This window comes from Hydrogenophaga sp. (assembly GCF_011390835.1).
Classification (GTDB): Bacteria; Pseudomonadota; Gammaproteobacteria; order Burkholderiales; family Burkholderiaceae_C; genus Hydrogenophaga.
The window spans coordinates 14,852-34,810 of sequence record NZ_JAABRQ010000031.1; the positions used below are offsets into that span (position 1 = coordinate 14,852).

Annotated in this window: 16 protein-coding genes and 1 pseudogene; 1 reads left to right on the top strand and 16 read right to left on the bottom strand. The window is 64.7% G+C overall.

Features of this window, described 5'->3' with window-relative positions:
- The 11 genes from GPT34_RS15525 to GPT34_RS15575 all read right to left on the bottom strand — a co-directional run bounded on the left by GPT34_RS15525 (nucleotide 1) and on the right by GPT34_RS15575 (nucleotide 13,574).
- Nucleotides 1–771 carry a hypothetical protein gene (locus GPT34_RS15525; protein ID WP_291014343.1) on the bottom strand — a complete coding sequence of 257 codons (771 nt, stop codon included), beginning with the start codon at nucleotides 769–771 and terminating at the stop codon, nucleotides 1–3.
- Between the two features lie 81 nt (nucleotides 772–852).
- Nucleotides 853–2,178, bottom strand: a complete 1,326-nt coding sequence (locus GPT34_RS15530; RefSeq protein ID WP_291014346.1) for a type III glutamate--ammonia ligase — start codon at nucleotides 2,176–2,178, stop codon at nucleotides 853–855.
- Nucleotides 2,175–3,482: a 4-aminobutyrate--2-oxoglutarate transaminase gene (gene gabT / locus GPT34_RS15535; protein ID WP_291014348.1), complete on the bottom strand. Its 1,308-nt coding sequence runs from the start codon at nucleotides 3,480–3,482 to the stop codon at nucleotides 2,175–2,177. The genes GPT34_RS15530 and gabT overlap by 4 nt, the downstream gene beginning before the upstream one ends.
- A 126-nt stretch (nucleotides 3,483–3,608) precedes the next feature.
- Nucleotides 3,609–5,093: an aldehyde dehydrogenase gene (locus tag GPT34_RS15540; protein WP_291014351.1), complete on the bottom strand. Its 1,485-nt coding sequence runs from the start codon at nucleotides 5,091–5,093 to the stop codon at nucleotides 3,609–3,611.
- A 130-nt stretch (nucleotides 5,094–5,223) separates the two neighbouring features.
- On the bottom strand, nucleotides 5,224–6,084 hold the full coding sequence (locus tag GPT34_RS15545) for an ABC transporter permease subunit (protein ID WP_291014353.1): 861 nt from the start codon (nucleotides 6,082–6,084) through the stop codon (nucleotides 5,224–5,226).
- A gap of 127 nt (nucleotides 6,085–6,211) precedes the next feature.
- Nucleotides 6,212–7,126 (bottom strand): ABC transporter permease subunit, encoded by a 915-nt coding sequence (locus tag GPT34_RS15550; protein ID WP_291014355.1) that lies wholly within the window; start codon nucleotides 7,124–7,126, stop codon nucleotides 6,212–6,214.
- 124 nt (nucleotides 7,127–7,250) lie between these two features.
- Nucleotides 7,251–8,345, bottom strand: coding sequence for an ABC transporter ATP-binding protein (locus GPT34_RS15555; RefSeq protein WP_291014358.1), 1,095 nt, complete (start codon nucleotides 8,343–8,345; stop codon nucleotides 7,251–7,253).
- Between the two features lie 101 nt (nucleotides 8,346–8,446).
- Entirely contained in the window at nucleotides 8,447–9,619 is a 1,173-nt protein-coding gene (locus GPT34_RS15560; RefSeq protein ID WP_291014361.1) for an extracellular solute-binding protein, read from the bottom strand.
- Nucleotides 9,620–9,783: 164 nt separating this feature from the next.
- Complete coding sequence (locus tag GPT34_RS15565) at nucleotides 9,784–11,223, bottom strand: aspartate aminotransferase family protein (protein ID WP_291014363.1); 1,440 nt, start codon at nucleotides 11,221–11,223, stop codon at nucleotides 9,784–9,786.
- Between the two features lie 112 nt (nucleotides 11,224–11,335).
- Nucleotides 11,336–12,703: a glutamine synthetase family protein gene (locus GPT34_RS15570; protein ID WP_291014366.1), complete on the bottom strand. Its 1,368-nt coding sequence runs from the start codon at nucleotides 12,701–12,703 to the stop codon at nucleotides 11,336–11,338.
- A gap of 61 nt (nucleotides 12,704–12,764) precedes the next feature.
- Entirely contained in the window at nucleotides 12,765–13,574 is an 810-nt protein-coding gene (locus GPT34_RS15575; protein ID WP_291014369.1) for a gamma-glutamyl-gamma-aminobutyrate hydrolase family protein, read from the bottom strand.
- A gap of 198 nt (nucleotides 13,575–13,772) precedes the next feature.
- Here GPT34_RS15575 and GPT34_RS15580 point away from each other — a divergent pair, with 198 nt between their 5' ends.
- A complete protein-coding gene (locus GPT34_RS15580) occupies nucleotides 13,773–15,269 on the top strand; it encodes a PLP-dependent aminotransferase family protein (RefSeq protein ID WP_291014373.1) in 1,497 nt (498 codons plus the stop codon).
- Nucleotides 15,270–15,282: 13 nt separating this feature from the next.
- Here the strand turns inward: GPT34_RS15580 and GPT34_RS15585 are convergent, their stop codons facing one another.
- From GPT34_RS15585 to GPT34_RS15605, 5 genes and pseudogenes are all read right to left on the bottom strand, one after another.
- On the bottom strand, nucleotides 15,283–16,593 hold the full coding sequence (locus tag GPT34_RS15585) for an FAD-binding oxidoreductase (protein ID WP_291014391.1): 1,311 nt from the start codon (nucleotides 16,591–16,593) through the stop codon (nucleotides 15,283–15,285).
- A 2-nt stretch (nucleotides 16,594–16,595) separates the two neighbouring features.
- Nucleotides 16,596–17,540 (bottom strand): agmatinase, encoded by a 945-nt coding sequence (gene speB, locus GPT34_RS15590; RefSeq protein ID WP_291014376.1) that lies wholly within the window; start codon nucleotides 17,538–17,540, stop codon nucleotides 16,596–16,598.
- 115 nt (nucleotides 17,541–17,655) lie between these two features.
- Nucleotides 17,656–18,894 (bottom strand): YbfB/YjiJ family MFS transporter, encoded by a 1,239-nt coding sequence (locus tag GPT34_RS15595; protein WP_291014379.1) that lies wholly within the window; start codon nucleotides 18,892–18,894, stop codon nucleotides 17,656–17,658.
- Nucleotides 18,895–18,985: 91 nt separating this feature from the next.
- Nucleotides 18,986–19,579: a hemerythrin domain-containing protein gene (locus GPT34_RS15600; RefSeq protein ID WP_291014382.1), complete on the bottom strand. Its 594-nt coding sequence runs from the start codon at nucleotides 19,577–19,579 to the stop codon at nucleotides 18,986–18,988.
- 104 nt (nucleotides 19,580–19,683) lie between these two features.
- Nucleotides 19,684–19,959: pseudogene (locus tag GPT34_RS15605) on the bottom strand (copper-transporting ATPase); the annotation flags it as partial.

A 19,959-nucleotide genomic window follows, 5' to 3' on the forward strand; every position in this document is an offset into this window, starting at 1 on the left:
TCAAGCGGCGTCGGCCGACGCAACAAACGCTGCCATGCCATCGAGCAAGGTGCGCAGACGACGCAGTTCGCGCGATCGATTGAGCCGGCTCGACCAGCCCGCCACCCGCGACACCCAGCGCAGTCGCGGCAGCAGGTGGGCCAGGAAGGCCTGCAGGTCGGGCCGCAGACCCGCTTCGTAGGGGCGCGCGCGGGCTGCATCTTCGTAAGCCTGCAACACATGGAGCACCGCGCCCGGGCCTCGAGGTTCGAGCATGTGCGACAGCGAAAACAGCAGCTGCAGCGCGTCGTACAGCTGCACCGTCGGCAGGTCCATGCCAGGCAGCAGCGGTTCTTCAAAGTCCAGGCGGGCGAAGCGCTTGCCGTCCCAGGTGAGGTTGCGCGTCTGCGCCCCGCCGTGCCAGTGGCCCCGGGCGTGAAAGGCGGCGAGGTCCGCACTCGCGGCGCACATGATGGCCAGCCGCTCTGATTCGGGCAGCTGGCCCAACGTGTGTGCCAGGGTGGGGCCAATGTCGCCCGTCACCAGCGAGTGACCATCAAACGCGATCACCGGCGGCACCGCTTCGCCGGCAGCGGCCAGGGCCAGCAGCCGCTCGTGCTCAAACGCCAGCAGGCCGCGTGCATCGGTCTGGCGCACCGCGTGCCAGGGCACGGGCACACCGAGCGCGTGCGCAAACACCCAGATGCCCAACGACTGACGGCGGCTGCGCAGTGGCCGGTCGGCGGTTTTGGTCCAGGTCTTGGAAGGCGAGGTCGGATTGGGCGGGCTCAAGGCTCCGGATTATCCGGGAAGCATCCCTCGGGCCGCCAGACCGCCGAAACACCCCCCGGAGGCAGCACCAGCGCGTGGAACTTAGCCCTCGGCGTAGCGCTCCAGCTCCCAGCCGCTCACCTGCTGGGTGTATCGGTCCCACTCGGCGCGATGAATCTGCAAAAACTGCTCACAGAACGCGGTACCGACCGCATCGCGCAGGGTCTGGTCGGCTGCCAGCGCGTCCAGCGCTGCGCACAGATCGCGCGGCAAGGGCGGCGGCATGGGTTGGCCGCGCACCTGCCGCTCGTACAAGTCGTGCTCGCAGGGTTCGCAGGGAGGCAACTGGCGATCGATGCCGTCCAGCCCCGCTGCCAGGGTACCGGCGAGCGCGGCGTACACGTTGCAGGCCGCGTCGGGCAGGCGCCACTCCAGCCGCCCGGCCACGCTGCGCAGCAGGCAGGTGCGGTTGTTGTCGCCCATGGCGGCCCACACTGGTGACCAGGTGGTGCCCGAAGCGCTGGCGCTGCTGGCCAGCCGCTTGTAGCTGTTGACCGTGGGCGCACACAGCGCACTCAGGGCGCTGGCGTGAACCAGCAGACCGGCAGCAAATTGCTGACCCAGGGCGCTGAGCCCCAGCGCGCCCTGCGTGTCCGCCATCAGCGGCTGGCCCTGGGGGTCGGTCAGGCTGAGGTGAAAGTGCAGGCCGCTGCCAGGCGCATGGGCCAGCGGCTTGGGCATGGTGGAAAACACTTGTCCATGCTGCTGCGCCACCGCCTGAGCCGTGAGCTTGAAGAGCTGGTAACGGTCGGCAGCCGCTAGAGCGTGGTCGTGCCGGTAGTTGATTTCATACTGACCGCAAGCATCTTCATGATCGATCTGCTGCAGCTCGAAGCCCAGCGCCGTGAGGTGGCGACGCATGTCGTCCAGAAAACCAGCGTTGCGAATGATGGCCTGCAGGTCGTAAGAAGGTTTGTGCAGCCGGTCCTGGACGTCGGCCACGACCCAGCGTCCATCTCCGTCGCGCTTGAGCAGGAAAAACTCGGGCTCGATGCCCACCCACAGCGTCCAGCCGCGCTCCAGCAAGCGATCGGTCTGGCGCTTGAGCAGCTGGCGCGAACAGGTATTCAGCGGCTCGCCGCCCGCAAAACCATCGCACACTGCATGGGCCACCCCAGACATGAACGGCAAGGGACGCAGCGACTCGGGCAACACGCGGCCCATGTAATCACTGCGAGGACCCAAACGCGGCAGGCCCGTGCCCCAGATGCTGGGGCCGGCAAAACCGGCGCCGATGGCCACCGCATCGGCCAAGCCCGACAATGGCAGCAACTTGCCCTTGGGCGCGCCCATAAGGTCGGTGAAGGTCGCCAACACCGAGTGCACCCCCTGGTCGTGCAACCAGCGGGAGCGCTCGTCCAGATTCAAGCCAGCACCTCGGCCATAGAAGCGTCGATCACGTCCAGGCCTTCGGCAAATACCGCGTCCTCGATGGTGAGTGGGAACAGGAAGCGGATCACGTTGCCATACACCCCGCAGGTCAGCAGCAGCAGACCGCGCTTGAGCGCTGCCGCCTGCACCTTCTTGGTGGTGTCGGCATCGGGTGCGCCCGTGGTCGCGTCCACAAATTCACAAGCCACCATGGCACCCAGACCCCGCACATCGCTGATGCGCTTGGACCTGGCCTGCACGGCGTTCAGGCGAGCGATCAGCTCGTCGCCCAGCTTCTGCGCGCGCTCGGGCAGCTTCTCTTCAGCCATCACGTCGAGCACCGCGTGCGCCGCGGCGATCGCCAGCGGATTGCCGGCGTAAGTGCCCCCCAGACCACCGGGTGAAGGAGCGTCCATCACCGCCGCCTTGCCGCAAACCGCCGACAGCGTGGTGCCGCCGGCCATGCTTTTGGCCAGGGTCATCAGATCCGGGCTCACGCCGTAATGCTCCATAGCAAACATCTTGCCGGTGCGCGCAAACCCTGTCTGCACTTCGTCAGCGATGAGCATGATGCCATGCTGGTCACACAGCTCACGCAGCCACTTCACGGCAGCCGGCTGGATCGGGTTGAAGCCGCCCTCGCCCTGCACTGGTTCAAACACGATGGCCGCCACACGGTTGGGCTCAATGTCGCACTTGAACAACTGCTCCATCGCGCGTTTGGTGTCGTCCAGCGACGCGCAGTGGCATGGAAACGGCACGTGGTAAATCTCGGGCGGAAACGGTCCAAAGCCCGCCTTGTAGGGTTGCACCTTGCCGGTCATGGCCACAGCGAACATGCTGCGGCCGTGGAAGGCGCCGCCGAAGGCGATCACGCCGCTGCGCCCGGTTGCCGAGCGGGCGATCTTCATTGCGTTCTCGATCGCTTCGGCGCCAGTGGAGAAAAATGCGGTCTTCACCGGCCCGTCGATGGGCAGGATGGCATTGATGCGTTCGGCTAGTGCCACGTACTCGGTGTAGGGCACCACCTGGTAACAGCTGTGGGTGAAGCGCTGCAGTTGCGCCGCAATCGCCGCCTGCACCTTGGGATGCACATGCCCAGTGTTGAGCACCGCGATGCCGCCGGCAAAGTCGATGAAACGGCGCCCCTCGATATCCCAGAACTCGGCATTCTTGGCGCGTTCGATGAAAAAATCACCCATCACGCCCACGCCCCGCGGCGTCGCGTCAAGCCGGCGCTGATGCCAGGCAGCGTTGGTGTGAGGGGTGTTCAGGTGCTGAGGTTTTTGCGGTGCGTTCATCACAATCTCCAAAAAAAATAATTCGGCGCAAAGTGCCTTCACCGAGGGCAGCGCGGATCGGGCTTGGCCCGGCCGCCAGTGACGCCCCCCTAGGGGGTGACGCGAAGCGGCGCGGGGGGAGCCCCGTTACACGGGGCTATCAATCTTGATCCAAGTGGTCTTCATCTCGGTGTACTTATCAAAGGCGTGCATCGATTTGTCGCGGCCCACGCCGCTTTGCTTGAAGCCGCCGAACGGCACCGTAATGTCGTCTTCGTCGTACGAATTCACGTGCACGGTCCCCGCGCGCAGCGCTCGCGCCACGCCGTGCGCCTTGTTGATGTCGCGCGTCCACACCGCCGCCTGCAAGCCGTAGACACTGGCATTCGCCTGTTTCACCACATCAGCCGCATCAGTGAAGCTCAGCACCGACAGCACGGGGCCAAAGATCTCCTCGCGCGCAATGGTCATCTCAGGCGTGACGCCATCGAAGATGGTGGGCTGCACATAACAACCGCCTTGCACCGGTGTGGCGAGCGAGCCGCCGGCCAACAACTTGGCGCCCTCGCTGTTGCCCAGCCCGATGTAGCGCATCACGTTGTCGAGCTGCACCTGATCGACGATGGCGCCCATGACTGTGCTCTTCTCCAGCGGGTTGCCCGGCTGGAAGTTGGGCACCAGCTTGAGCGCCTTCTCCAGAAAGGCGTCCTTGATTGAGGCTTCGACAAACAGGCGCGACGGGGCATTGCAGCTCTCGCCCTGATTGAAGAAAATGCTGCCCACAGCGGCCTCCACCGCGCGGTCCAGATCAGGGCAATCGGCAAAGACGATATTGGGCGACTTGCCACCGAGCTCGGTCCAGGCACGTTTCAGGTTGCTCTGGCCGGCCATCACATGGATCTGCTTGCCAACGCGGGTGGAGCCGGTGAAGGCGATGCAGTCCACGTCCATGTGCAGGGCCAGCGGACTGCCGGCTTCCGGCCCATAACCCGGCACCACGTTGAACACGCCCGGCGGGATGCCGGCGGCCAACGCCAGGTCGGCCAGCCGCAAGGCGGTCAGCGGGCTTTTTTCGCTGGGTTTCAGCACCACCGAATTGCCGGCGGCCAGGGCCGGCGCGATCTTCCAAGCGGCCATGATCATGGGGTAGTTCCACGGCACGATCACACCCACCACGCCCACGGCTTCGCGGGTGATCAGGGCCAGGGCGTTCGGTCCGGTGGGCGCGATCTCGTCGTACACCTTGTCCACCGCCTCGCCATACCAGCGGATGCAATTGGCCGCCGCGTTCACGTCCACCCCCTTGGCGTACTTCACCGGCTTGCCCATGTCCAGGGTTTCCATCAGCGCCAGCTCGTCGCTGTGGGCCAGCACCGCGTCGGCGAACTTGATCATGATGCGTTTGCGCTGTGCCGGCGCCATGCCACTCCAGCGACGACTCTCGAAAGCCGCGCGCGCGGCGCGCACCGCAGCATCGATGTCGGCCTCGCCGCAGCGGGCCACGGCGGTCAGCAAGCGACCATCTACCGGCGAGATGCTGTCAAAAGTCTGACCATCGAGCGCGGCGATGCGTTCGCCGTTGATCAGGGCACGACCGTCGTAGGTCTGAGTGGCGGTGGCGGGAGCGTTCATGGACACGGGTTTCCTCAAATGTGAATTGGCACCATGCTACGCCGAAACCTTGTTGAAGGACCCGTCCACTTTGGGCCGCCGCCAGCCATCCAGTGGGCTGAATCTGCCCCTGTGTTGGGCGCTCAGTCGCTCAGGTCCCGGCCAGCGCTGCCGTCTCGGCCCGCGTGGCGGCCTGGATCTCGCGCTCGCGCCTGCGGGTCGAACGCGCCACCCAGACCGCGTAGGCAATGATGACGATGGTGACCGTCACGATCAGCAGCGTGGCTGCGGCGTAAATGGTCGGGTTGATGCCGCGGCGCGCGTAGCCGAAGATCACCTGCGGCAAGGTGCTCACACCCGGGCCGGAGAGGAATTCGGCGATCACCACATCGTCAAACGACAGCGTGAACGCCAGCAAAAAGGCCGCCAGGATGGCTTGGAAGATGTTGGGCAGGGTGATCAGAAAAAACACCTGGTGCGGCCGCGCGCCCAGGTCCATCGCCGCTTCCTCAATGCTTCGGTTCATCTCCAGCAGCCGGCTCTGGATCACCACCATGCCGTAGGCCATGCCCAGCAGGGTGTGGCCCACGATGATGGTGAGCAGGCCGCGCTCGGGCCAGCCAAAGGCGTTTTGCACGCCCACGGCCAGAAGCAGCAGCGACAGGCCGATGATCACCTCGGGCATCACCAGCGGGGCGTTCACCATGCCCGAGAAGATGGTGCGGCCGAGAAACCGGCGGTAGCGCACCAGCACAAAGGCCGCAAACGTGGCCAGCACCGCCGATAGCGTGCCAGTGATAGCCGCCACCTTCAATGAGGTGAAAAATCCTTCGACGATGCGGCTGTCGTTGGCCAGGGCCTCGTACCAGCGCAAGGAAAACCCGGTGAAGCGCGCGTCCTGCCGCGTGCTGTTGAAGCTGAACACGATCATGAACAGCAGCGGCAGGTACAGAAAAGCAAACACGATCGCCAACCAGAACTTGCCAAAGTGTTTTTCAAGCAGCTGTTTCATTTCGGTTCCTTGATTCAATCACGCATCGACAGGCGGGAAGTCTTCTCAGGACGCCGCGGGACTGGCTTTGTCAGGCCGCCAGCGTCGCCCCCTTGAGGGGGGTCGCGCGAAGCGCGGCGGGGGTGGATCACTTCTTTTCGGCGGGATCCCCGGTGTAGTGGTAATAAATCGCCAGCGGCACGATGATGAGCGCGATCATCACCACCGCCAACGCGGTCGCTTTGGGCCAGTCGTTGGCGGTGAACATCTCGTCCCACACCACGCGGCCAATCATCAGGTTGTCAGGCCCACCCAACAGCGACGGGATCACGAACTCGCCCACGCAGGGAATGAACACCAGCATGAAACCCGCCACGATGCCCGCCTTGGACAGCGGCACCGTCACCAGCCAGAACGCCTTGAACGGCGTGGTGCCGAGGTCATACGCGGCCTCTAGCAGTCGGAAGTCCATCTTCACCAGGTTGGCGTAGAGCGGCAGGATCATGAATGGCAGATAGACATAGGTCATGCCCACCAGCATGGAGATGTTGGTGTAGAGCATCTGGATCGGCTCGCCCGTGAGGCCCACGGCCATCATGAAGCGGTTGATCACCCCCTGGTCGGCCAACAACCCCTTCCAGGCGTAGACGCGCAGCAGGAACGAGGTCCAGAACGGCAGCATCACCATCAGCAGCAGCGCCGGCCGCACGCTGGCGGGCGAGCGCGCGATGAAATAGGCAAACGGGTAACCGACCAGCAGGCAGATGATGGCGGTGAGCAGCGCATACCAGATGGAGCGCACATACGCCTCCACGTACAACGTCTTGAACAGCGGCGCACCCTCCTCGACGCGGAAGATCGAGAGATAGTTTTCGTACCTGAGCGAGAGGATGCCCGTGTCGGGGTCCCAGATCGGCTTGAACGGGCTGATGTCACCTCCCATGTCCACAAAACTGATGTAGAGCAGGATCAGGAAAGGCAGCAGGAAGAAAACGAACAGCCAGACATAGGGAACGCCGATCACAAAGCGTTTGCCAGGTATGGGAAGCGTGAATGAAGCCATTGAGATTCTCCTGAACGGCTGGAGGCGAGAAAAAACGCGAAACCAAGGATGCGGTAGAGGCGGCTCCGCCGGACCAACTGCATCACCCCCTGGGGGGTGACGCAAAGCGGCGCGAGGGGGTAGGTCAATCGCGCAAGACTACCCCCGCTTCGTTATCCCACCAGAAATAAACCTCGTCTTCCCAAGTGATGTCCGACAAATCGTGGCGCGTGCTGTTGGCCTCGGTGATACGAACCTTGGAGCCATCGCTCGCGGTCAGGATGTAGGTGTTGTACGAGCCGAGGTAGCCGATTTCCTTCACACGCCCCTGGAACAGGTTGTGGTCAACGTTGTCGGGGCGGGTCTTGCGGATCTCGATCTTCTCGGGACGGACCGCAATCGACACGGGCATGTTGAGGGTGCCGCTCACACCATGGCCCACCTGAATCTCGCCAATGCCCGTGGCCACCGCACAGCGGTCGGCTTCGTCCACGCTCAGCTTGCCGGGGAACAGGTTCACGTTTCCGATGAAATCGGCCACAAACTTGTTGCGCGGATGTTCATAAATCTCTTCGGGCGTGCCCACCTGCAAAACCCGGCCCTTGCTCATGATGGCAATCCGGCTGGCCATGGTCATGGCCTCTTCCTGATCGTGTGTGACCATGACCACCGTCACACCCACCGACTCGATGATGTTGACCAACTCGAACTGCGTCTGCTCACGCAGCTTCTTGTCCAGTGCGCCGAGCGGCTCGTCAAGCAAGAGCAACTTGGGTTTCTTGGCCAGGCTGCGAGCCAGGGCCACACGCTGCTGCTGTCCGCCTGATAGCTGGTGTGGCTTGCGCTGGGCGTAGGGCGCGAGCTGCACCAGCGCCAGCATCTCGTCGGTGCGCTGCTTCACCTCGGACGAAGGCAAGTTCTCACGCTTCAGACCGAAGGCCACGTTTTCCCATATGTTGAGGTGGGGAAACAAGGCGTACGACTGGAACATCATGTTGACCGGCCGATCGTAGGGCGCCATGCCCGCCACGTCCTGGCCACCGAGCAGGATGCGACCCGAAGTGGGCTTCTCGAAGCCTGCCAGCATGCGCAGCAGCGTGGACTTGCCGCAGCCTGAACTGCCCAGCAGGGCAAAGATCTCGCCCTTGCCAATCGACAGCGACACGTCGTCCACCGCCAGCGCCTCATCGAATCGCTTCACCAGCTTTTCGGTCACCAGGTACCCAGCCTTATCCGTCATGTTCAGCCCCTCGTCGTTCTGTATCTCAACAAAAAAGGCTGTTCAACCCGAAAGGAAGAACAGCCCTGATGGCGTGCGCGCAAGCAGCGCCCTGCTCGGGGTTACTTACCGCGCTTGAAGGCGTTGTAGGTGTCGTTGAGCGTGCTGGCGATGTCGTTGGAGAAACCGCCGGTGGCGATCAGACGAGCCGTGTCTTCAGGGCCCAGGAAAATGGTGGGGTTGCCTTTGACCTCGTCCTTGATGTCGGCCAGCGCGGCCTTGTTGCCGGTGGGGTAGTTCATTTCGTTGGCCATCAACGCACCGTTGGCCGCACGCAGGTAGAAGTCAATGAAAGCATGGGCGTTGTTCACATGCTTGGCATCCTTGGGGATGGCCATGGTGTCGATGAACACCAGACCACCGCCGGTGGGCAGCAGGGGCACGATCTCGTCCTTGCCACCAGTTTCCTTCACGCGGTCGGCGGCGATGTTGATATCACCCGACCAGCCGATAAAAGCACAAGCCTTGCCACTGGCGATGTCGTCGATCATGGTGCTGGAGAACAAGCGCACATCCTTGCGCACCTTGGCGAGCATTTCGCCAGCGAGCTTGAAATCGGCCGGGTCTTCGCTGTAGGCCGGCTTGCCAACGTAGTGCAGTGCCACAGGCAGGATTTCGCTCGGGGAATCCAGGTAGGCAATGCCACAGGACTTCAGCTTGCTGGAGTACTCGGGGTTGAACACCAGGTCCCAGGCGTTTTCCGGCATGGCCATTCCACCCAGCGCCTTCTCCACCTTTTGCTTGTTGATGCCGACGGTGGTGAAGCCCCAGGCCCATGGCACCAGATGGTTGTTGCCCGCATCCACACCAGCGATCTTGGCCATGAACTCGGGATCGAGATTGGCATAGTTCGGAATCTTGCTCTTGTCGATCGCCTGATAGAGCCCGCCATCGATCTGCTTCTTGGCGAAGCCAGCCGTGGGGATCACGATGTCGTAACCCGAGTTGCCAGCCACCAGCTTGGCGTGCAGCGCTTCATTGTTTTCGAAGGTGTTGTAGTTCACCTTGATGCCAAACTCCTGCTCGAAGGAGGCAATCATGCCCTCAGGGATGTAGTCGGGCCAGTTGTAGATGTTGAGCACCTTCTCGTCATCCAGCACCGGACCCGCTGGCGCAGCTGGGGCGGCAGGTGCGGCAGCGACCGGAGCAGCCGGGGGAGGCGCGGGCTCTTCCTTCTTGCCACAAGCGGCCAGGAAAACTGCGGCGATGGCCAAAGCCAATACTTGCTTCTTCATGATGAGGAAATCTCCAGATAGGTGGGATGAGACCCGACGTTGCACAAAAACAGTGCAGCCGGCCCGTTGGCTCGATGCACTAGCAATTTATAGACCTAAGCAATCCCCCAAAGGGATGACCGAATATTAAAACAAAGAAATAATACGAAATTGCACAGTCTCCCTCAAGCTAGCTGGCCCTGGGTGCGCAGATCGGCGAGGGTGGCATCAAGACACTGACGGATCAGCACCATCATCTCGTCGATCTGGGCCCTGGTCATGACCAGCGGCGGAGAGATGATCATGCGGTCACCCACGGCGCGCATGATCAACCCGCTGTTGAAACAGTGGGTGCGACACATCATGCCCACACCCAGCTCCGGATCAAACGGGGCCTGCGTCGACTTGTGTTTGACCAAGCTGAGCCCGCCCACAAAGCCGCAGCTCTCGGCTTCGCCCACCAACGGGTGGGCATTGAGCGACTCGAAACACTCGGCCAGGTAAGGGCCGGTGTCGTCGCGCACCCGCCGAACCAGGCCCTCGCGCTCGATCAGCTCGATGTTGGCCAGCGCCACGGCACAAGCCACCGGGTGACCGCTGTAGGTGTAGCCGTGGTTGAATTCGCCGCCCTGCTCGATCAGCACCTCAGCCACCCGGTTGCCCACCATGACACCCCCGAGAGGGATGTAGCCGCTGGTGACGCCTTTGGCGAAGGTGACCAGGTCGGGCTTGTAGCCAAACTTCTCGTAAGCAAACCAGTGACCGAGCCGGCCAAAGGCGCAGATTACCTCGTCGGAGATCAGCAGGATGCCGTACTTGTCAACGATGCGCTGGATTTCCGGCCAGTAGGTCTCGGGCGGAATGATCACGCCGCCGGCACCCTGCACCGGCTCGGCGATGAAGGCTGCCACTTTCTCGGCACCGATGGCAAGAATCTTCTCTTCCAGCCAGCGCGCAGCGCGCACGCCGAAGTCGGCCCGGCTCTCACCCGGCCTGGCGTTCTCAGCGAAGTGAGGCTGTTCGATGTGGGTGATGTTGGGAATTGGCAGGTCGCCCTGCGCGTGCATACCGCTCATGCCGCCCAGCGAAGCACCGGCCATGGTGGAGCCGTGGTACGCGTTCTGGCGGCTGATGATGACCTTGCGCTCGGGCTGACCCAGCAAGTCCCAGTAGCGCCGCACCATGCGCACATTGGTGTCGTTGCTCTCGGAGCCGCTGCTGGAATAAAACACGTGGCGGAAGCTGCGCCCGTCCACCACCGGCGCCAGCGACGCCAGCTTGGCCGCCAGCTGCACCGCCGGCACGTTGGTGGTCTGGAAAAAGTTGTTGTAGAACGGCAGCGTCATCATCTGCTGGTAAGCCGCGTCCGCCAGCTCCTTGCGCCCGTAGCCGGCATTGACACACCACAGGCCGCTCATGGCGTCCAGCATCTTGCGCCCTTCGGAATCCCAGACGTAAATGTTGTCGGCCTTCACGATCACCCTCGACCCGCGCGTGGCGAGATCCCCGTGGTCGGTGAACGGGTGGATGAAGTGCGCACTGTCCAGCGCCTGCACCGCCGCCGTGTCGTGCTGCTGATCGCGCTTGACCAGCGCGGGGGGGGCGATGAGGGTAGATGTGGTCATAGGAGAAACTCGCTTTCGAGATGAGGGGGAGTCATTCCAGAACATCGCAGAACCGGCCTTGCCGGGCTGCAGGTGTTGCCCCCTGGGGGGTGACGCGCAGCGGCGCGGGGGGTTATACGTGAAGCAACAGGTGCTCACGCTCCCAGGGCGAGATCACCTTCATGAATTCGTCGAACTCCAGTTCCTTGATTTCGGTGTAGATGGTGATGAATTCCTTGCCCAGGATGTCGTGCAGGTCGGTCTCGCGGCGCAGCCAGTCGAGCGCTTCGCCCAGACTGCGAGGCAGCGAATACGGCGCCAGGTAGGCGTCGCCTTTCATTTCGGCCTTGGGCGCGATCTTGTTTTTCATGCCCAGGTAGCCGCAGGCCAGCGTCATCGCCATGGCGATGTACGGGTTGGCGTCGGCGCCGATCACGCGGTTTTCCACCCTGCGCGCTGCCGGGCTGGAGATCGGCGAGCGGATGCCCACAGTGCGGTTGTCGTGACCCCACTCGATGTTGATCGGCGCGGCGGTGTTGCGCGAGAGGCGGCGGTAGCTGTTCACATAGGGCGCCACCAGCACCATGGCCGCAGGAATGTAGCGCTGCAGGCCCCCGATGTAGTGGTGGAACGCGTCGGTCGGCCCGCCGTCCTTGTTGCTGAAGATGTTCTGACCAGTCTGCTTGTCCACGATGCTCTGGTGCACGTGCATCGCGCTGCCAGGCTCGCCAGCGATCGGCTTGGCCATGAAGGTGGCGTACATGTCGTGCCGCATTGCGGCCTCGCGCACGGTGCGCTTGAAGAAGAACACCTCATCGGCCAGACCCAGCGGGTGGGCGTGGAAAAAGTTGATCTCCATTTGCCCGGCGCCCACCTCGTGGATCAGCGTGTCCACGTTCAGGTGCATCTGCTCGCAATAGGCGTAGATGTCTTCGAACAGCGGGTCGAACTCGTTGACGGCGTCAATGCTGTATGCCTGGCGCGAAGTCTCAGCGCGGCCGCTGCGACCGATGGGCGATTTCAACGGCGTGTTCGGGTCGGTGTTGCGCGCAGTCAGGTAGAACTCCAGCTCGGGCGCCACCACTGGCTCCCAGCCCTCGGCGTCGTACAAGTCGCAGATCTTGCGCAACACGCTGCGGGGCGCAAACGGCACCAGTTTGCCGTCATTGTCGAAACAGTCGTGGATCACCTGGGCCGTGGGGTCGGTCGCCCAGGGCACGATGCGCACCGAGTTCGGGTCGGGCCGCAGCTGCATGTCCTTGTCGGTGGGGTCGACCACGTCGTAATAAGGGCCACTCACGGGGAACTCACCCGTCACGCCCATGCCCACGATGGCTTGCGGCAGGCGCATGCCGCGGTCTTCGGTGAACTTCTCCCGCGGCAGGATCTTGCCACGTGCCACACCGGTCAGGTCGGGCACCAGGCATTCAACCTCGGTCACCCGGCGCTCGTTGAGCCAGTTCTCGAGATCGTTGAAGGTCATTTTCTTGGGGGCTGTCATAGGCCGGTTCCTCGGGGTGGTGTGTCGGGGGAATCAAACAAAGGGGAAGGCGGAATGGTGCTCAAGCCAATGTGGCACGGCTGCGCACCGATTCCTGGGATTGCAGGCGCAGGCTGCGGCGCTCGCGGCAGGCATCGCCAAAAGCCTCGAAAATCGCGCGGTAGAACGGGTATTCCAAGCAACGCCACTCGGGGTGAAATTGCACCGCGTAGGCGAAGTTGCGCGCGCCCTTCACGGCCACCGCCTCCACCACGCCATCGGGCGCACGGCCCAGCGCCTCAAGGCCCGGCGCCAACTGGTTGATGCCCTGACCGTGCAGTGAATTCACCATCACCTCCAGGCCACCGGCCCAGGTCTCGAACACGCTGCCTGGCGCCAGTAAGATCGGGTGGCTGGGCGCGTACTGCTCGTCAAATGGAGCGCCCTTGGTTTCGCGGTGATCCATCAGGCCGGGCACCTCCTGCACCCGCTGGTGCAGGGTACCGCCCAGGGCTACGTTGATCTCCTGAAAACCGCGGCACGCCCCCAACAAGGGCACGCCTTCACGCACACACGCCTTGACCAGCGCCAGCGTGAGCTCATCGCGCACCGGGTCCAGCGGCAGGCTGGGATCGGCCACGTCCTCGCCGAACTGGGCGGGGTGCACGTTGGAGGGTGAACCGGTCAACATCACCCCGTCCACCAGGGCCAGCAGCTCGCTGATCTGTTCGGGTTCGGCCAACGGGAACATGATGGGCTGCGCCTGCGCGCAGAGCTTGACGGCCCGTGCGTACTTGTCGCCCAGCATCAAGAAGGGCATCTGGTGGCCGTGGTCACCCAGGAGGCGGTGGTCGGCGGGCAGCCAGACCATGCAGGGTGGTGACTGGTTCATGTTGTCTCCGAATGGAAGCTTGATTGTGGCGCCACAATTGGATCACAATCGGAGCCAGTTGGCGCCACCGAATGGGGCCATTTAGACCACCGCCTTGCACCGCTCTGCGGCTCCCTGTTTGAAGGAGGAGCACGCCTGTGACCCGGCGAAACCGGTTCCGCAGAGTGCGCTGGACCTGACACTTCTTTTGAATCGCCCATGCTGTCTGAATTCCTGCAAGCCGAGATGCACCGGCTGGGCGAGCAAGACCCACTGCCGCTGCACCGCCAGCTCTACGAGGCACTGCGCCGCGCCATGCTCGACGGCAAACTGGCGGCAGGCGATCGCCTGCCCTCCAGCCGGGATCTAGCGCAAGACCTCGACCTGTCACGCAACACGGTAGTGGCCGCCATCAACCAGCTCAGCGTCGAGGGCTACCTCACCAGCCTGGTCGGCAGCGGCACCTATGTAAGCGACAGCGTGCCGCGGGTGCACAGCCGCGGCGCTGCCAGCATACGCCAGACTGGCCTGGCGCCGGTGCCGGTGGGCCGCCTGTCCACCCGCGGCGAAGCGCTGGCCACCCAGTTTTCAGCCAGTGCGCTGGAGGTGCAGCCCTTCACGCCGGGCATTGCCGACTTCAGTGCCTTCCCGCTGCAACTCTGGCAGCGGCTACAAAACAAGCACTGGCGCATGACCTACCCGGACATGCTGGACTACAACGCCACCGGCGGCTATGCGCCGCTGCGCCGCGCCATCGCCGACTACCTGCGGGTCTCGCGCAGCGTGCAACTCGACGCCGACCAGGTCATCGTGACCACCAGCACCCAGCAGTCGCTCGAACTCTGCTCGCGCCTGCTGGCCGACCACGGCGACACCGTCTGGCTCGAAGACCCGGCCTACTGGGGCGCGGCCAAGGCCTTCATGGCCTGCGGACTTGACAGCCTACCGGTCCCGGTGGACGACGAGGGCATCCGTCCGGAAGACGCCGACCCTGCACGGCCACCTCGCCTGATTTACGTCACGCCGTCGCACCAGTACCCCACCGGAACGGTGATGTCGCTGCCTCGCCGCCAGCAACTGCTGGAGGCCGCACGCCGCCACAGCGCCTGGGTACTGGAAGACGACTACGACAGCGAGTACCGCTTCAGCGGCCCGCCGCTGTCCTCGCTAGAAGGCCTGGACACCGACGGCCGCGTGCTCTACATGGGCACCTTCTCCAAGGTGCTCTACCCCGGCATCAAGCTGGCCTACCTGGTGGTGCCCCGACCAATGGTCGAGTCTTTCCGGCAAGCGCACTACGACCTCAACCGCCCGGGCCAGATGCCGCTGCAGGCGGCGCTGGCCGAGTTCATCGACATGGGCCACTTCAGCAGCGCACTGCGCCGCGCACGCCAGAACTACGCGGAACGCCGCCAGAGGCTGCTGGAGGCGCTCAGCCCGTGTCTGGACGATGACGCAGGCGCCCGCCTGAGCGGGTCCGAGCAAGGACTGCACCTGTGCCTGCGCCTGCCCCACGCGGTGGACGATCGCGCGCTGGCCACTCAGCTGGCTCAGCAGGGCGTCACGGTGCGCGCGCTGAGCGCCTACTGTGTCGCCCGCACCGACCTGCGTGGGCTGATCATCGGCTACGGCTATGCGCCGCTGGCGAGCATCGCCGGTGCCGGCGCGAAGGTGGCCAAGGCCGTGCTGGAACAGCTGGCAGCAACCGCGCCCTGAGCCCGCCACCCGCTCAAAACGCGTCCCGCAAACGATGCCACAACATGCCCAGCGCCAGGGAGGGCGTGCGCAGCATCGGGCCACCCGGAAAGCTGCGGTGTTGCAAGGCGGCGAACAGGTCAAAGCGCTCGGCCTGGCCGGCCACCGCCTCGGCCACCAGTTGCCCGGCCAGCCCGGTGAGGGCCACGCCGTGGCCACTGAAGCCCTGCAGGTAATACAGGTTGCTCCCCAGCCGGCCGAAGTCGGGCGCGCGGCTCATGCTGATGTCGACAAAGCCGCCCCAGACAAACTCCACTGGCGTGGCCTTGAGCTCGGGAAAAACCTCGCCCATGCGACTAGCCATCACGTCCTTCAGATTTCGTGGCGTGCGCGTGGTGTAACTCACCCGTCCGCCGAACAGCAGCCGGTAGTCGGCGCTGCAACGGAAATAGTCGAGCACAAAATTGTTGTCGCACACCGCGGCGTGGTGCGGAATCAGGCGCTCGCACAGCGCCGGTTCCAGCGGCACCGTACCCACGATGTAGGTGCCCACTGGCATGATGCGCGGCGCGATTTCGGGCGCCACCTGCGGGCCAAACTCCGGCAGCATGCAGTTGCCCGCCAGCACGCCGAAACGCGCCGTCACCTGGCCGCTGGGGGTCACCGCCACCAGCGGGTCGCCGCGGCGCAGGCCCAGCACGGGCGAACCTTCGAAGATGCGAACGCCTGCGGCCTGCGCCGCGCGCGCCAGTCCCAGCACGTACTTCAGCGGGTGCAGGTGGCCCGATCGCTTTTCGTGGAACGCCGCCGCGTAACGCTCGCTGCCGATGTGGCGCGACACGTCGGCGCCTTCGGCCCAGTCGCAGTCGATGCCGCGTCGGCTGTGGTCGTCGAATTCCTCGCGCAGCGCGTCGGCCTTATGGCGCGAGTCGGCCACGTAGGTGTAACCGCGTTGCCAGTCGCAGTCGATGCCGTGCTCGGCGATGCGCTGCTCGATCAGGTCCACCGCCTGCACCGACATGTCCCAGGCCTGTTGTGATCGCTCAGCGCCCAGCTGTGCTTCAAACGGACCCTGGCCGCTGGCGTAGCCAACAATGGCCTGGCCGCCATTGCGCCCGCTGGCGCCGCTGCCGATGCGGTCGGCCTCCAGCAGCACCACGCTCATGCCCCGCTGCGCCAACTCCAGCGCCGCCGAGAGGCCCGCAAAACCGCCGCCAATCACCAGCGCGTCGGCAAGCACCGCGCCCTCCAACGGCGGCATGGGCGCGGGCCGGTTCACGCTGGCCTCGTAGTAGCTCTTCTGGTTGAGCTGGGTGTCCGACCCGATGAGTGAGGTACCCCACATGCTCATGCTCCCTTCTGGCTGTCGCGGCGCTTGGCAACCTGACCGCTGAGGTAAGTCCACACGAAGGCGGAGGCCGCATTGGTGGTGAGCTCGGCGTGGTCGTAAGCGGGTGCCACCTCCACGCAGTCCATGCCGATCCAGTTCAGGCCCGCCAGCTCTTCGATGAAGGTCAAGACCTGCGAACTGGTCATGCCGCCGGGCTCTGGCGTGCCGGTGCCGGGCGCAAAGGCCGGATCCAGGCAGTCGATGTCCAGCGTCAGGTAACACGGTCGCTGGCCGATGCGTGCCCGGATGGCATCGATGGCAGGTCGCAACCCGGCGCCGTCCAGGCCACGCAGCGCGCGCGCGGTAAAGATCTGCCCGCCCTGGTCGGCCACATACTCGCGCGCCGATCGCCAGCCGCTGGAACGGATGCCAATCTGCACGGTGTGCGCCGCGCTCACCAGGCCTTCCTGCAGCGCCTCATAAGTCCAGGTACCGTGGCCCGAGGGCTCGCCGAAGTGGTCGCTCCAGGTGTCGCAATGCGCATCAAAATGCACCAGCGCCAGCGGCTCGCCATCACCGTACTGCGCCTGCGCCGCTCGCAGCAGCGACAGCGTCACCGAATGGTCGCCGCCGAGAAACACGGCGTGGTGTTTCGCCATCAGCGCTGCCGCCTGCGCCTCGATGTGCCGACGCACCTCGGGCAGGGGCGAGGCGTTAGGCAGCCGCATATCGAGCGCGTCGCCCAGCTGATCCAGCGGCGACACGTCAAACACAGGGTGGATGCCGTCGCACAGCATCAGGCTGGCGGCACGCACCGCCGCCGGGCCAAACCGCGCGCCAGGTCGGTTGGTCACCGCACCGTCGTATGGGATGCCGCAAACCGCGAACGGCTGATCGGCCAGCGGTTCGCAGGCGAGAAATCGGTTGCTGTTGTTGGCGTAAGCGAACTGTCCGAGGGCCATGGCTGGTATCTGTGTTGAGAGCGTTGGTCCCCGACGATACCGGGTTTGTGTGCCTCGTTTGAGACCAATCACATGCGCGGCCACCCATCCAGATCGAATCGAAGTTCCCCAATCGCTACAGCGCTCTTTGCCGCCACGCCAGTGCCGCCCCCACCCACAGCGCCAGCGCCGAGTACACCAGCCCGCGCGCCAGCCCTCCGGGGCCGTCGGCGATGAAGCCCACCACCGTGGGGCCGACGATCTGGCCAGCGGCGAACACAATGGTGAAGGCGGAAATGCCGGCCGCCCACTGTGAGGGCGGCAGGTTGTGCCGCACCAGCGCAGTGGTGGACGCCACCACAGAGAGGAAAACGGCGCCAAATAACAGACCCGAGGCCAGCACCAGCGGCCAAGCACTGGTGAGCGCGGGCAGCAGGGTCGCGACACCGAGCAAGGCGTTCAGACGCGCTTGGGGCTGGCCGTCACGATGGCGATCGAGCAGCCTGGCCCAGAGACGCGAGGACGCCATGACCGCCAAACCCAGCAGTGCGTAGAACGCGGTGATGGCGCCTGGGCTGCTGCCCTGGTCGCGCAGCAAGGCGATCACAAAGGTCATGTAGCCGATGTAGCCAACACCAAAACCGGCATAGCCAGCGAGGCCAAACGCGAAGTCGCGCGGTCGGAATACGCGCGCAGCGAACCGGGCAGCCTCCGTGGGCGGGATGGTGGTAGGAGTGGTGCGCAAAGCAGCGTTGCCCGCGAGCCGGCTCGCCGGCCAGATCAGCAGCACGGTGGCCGCCGTGCACGCCACCGCCAGCGCCCACCACGCCCAAGCCCAGGCGTGGGCCTGCCCCGCCGCCAGTTGCAGCGCACACGGCACACCGATCGCCGAGACCACAATGCCCAGCCCCGTCCCGCCGTAGTACAGGCCCAGCAGCAGGCCCATGCGCTCGGGCTGCCTCGCACCCAGCTGCGCGGCCAGAAGGCCACCGGCAATGAACACCATCGCACTCGCCACGCCCGCCAGCGCCCGTTGCAGCAGCAGCGGACCAGCCTCGGTGAAGAAGCCGCTCAGCGCCATGAACAGCGTGGCCAGCGCCGAACCCACCAGCAGCAGCGCGGTTGGTGGGTACCGGCGCATCAGCCAGGGCGTGGCCAGTGCGCCCAGCAAATAGCCTGCGGCGTTGGCGGTGTTCATCGCGCCGGCCAGCGTGTAGCTCCAGCCCAGGTCTTCGCGCATGGGCGGCAACAGCAGGCCATAAGCAAAGCGCGTGATGCCCAGCGACACCGCCGCCCCCAGCGAGAGGGCCAGCGCCAGCCAAAGGGTGTCGCGGGAATAGGCGGCGGGTGAAGGGGCGACGGGACTCGGTGCCATCACCCGCAATTGTGATCCTGCCAAGGCGGCGGCGCTGAGGTGGGCATGGGCTCCGGCCCCGCTCAACACCAGCGGCGAAGCGGTGTGAAGATCAGTTGCCCACGCCCACCGGCGACGGCGCCAGCATCACGATGCGGGTGAACAGGCGATCGAACTGCGGGTTGCGCGGCAGGCGCGCGTTCAGCGGGTCCTGGTTGGTGGCAAACGCCGCGTTGAGCGCGTGCCAGTCGGCATCGCTGAGCGCGCGCTCGGCAGCCGGCAGCACCTGCGTTTCTTCAACCCGCATGTGGTCCAGGTAAAACGACACATAACGCTGCGCAGCATCTTCAAACGCCGCGCGCCGGGTGTCACCCAGGTACTCCCAGGCCATCAGCAGGTGCATCAGATCGCGCACCCGGTGTTCACCCGATTCATGGTCGCGGTCCAGCTGGGCGATGGCCTCTGCGGTTTCGGGCGCGGCCTTGGCCACGCGCGGAAACAGCAGCTCGGTTTCCTTGGGGTGGTGCAGGGTCTCGGGGAACTCGTCGATGTAGAACAGCATGGCGCGCATCACCTCGAAAAATCGATCGTGCTCGCCACGACCTGCGGGGTCTGGTCCGCGCTGAATCATTTGCAACATGGACTTCAGCATGGCGGCCAGGCTGGCATGTTCGTCGCGGATCACGCGCAAGGCTTCGTGTGGCATGGACTTGTCTCCTGATCGTTCGAGTCTCTTGGAGGGGCCAGCATCCCAGAGGGGCAGCGCTCAGGACTTGACCCATATCAAACGCGGCAGATTGCTCCCACCGGTCAGACCGGCGGCTTCCAGCGCTTGAGCAGCAGCGCGTTGCTCACCACGCTCACCGAGCTCAACGCCATGGCAGCGCCAGCGACCACCGGGCTAAGGAAGCCCAACGCAGCCAGCGGGATACCGGCCACGTTGTACGCAAACGCCCAGAACAGGTTTTGCCGGATCTTGCGCACCGTGCGCCTCGAGATGTCGAGCGAGGCGGCGATGAGCGCCGGGTCGCCGCGCATGAGCGTGATGCCGGCAGCGTGCATGGCCACGTCGGATCCACCGCCCTG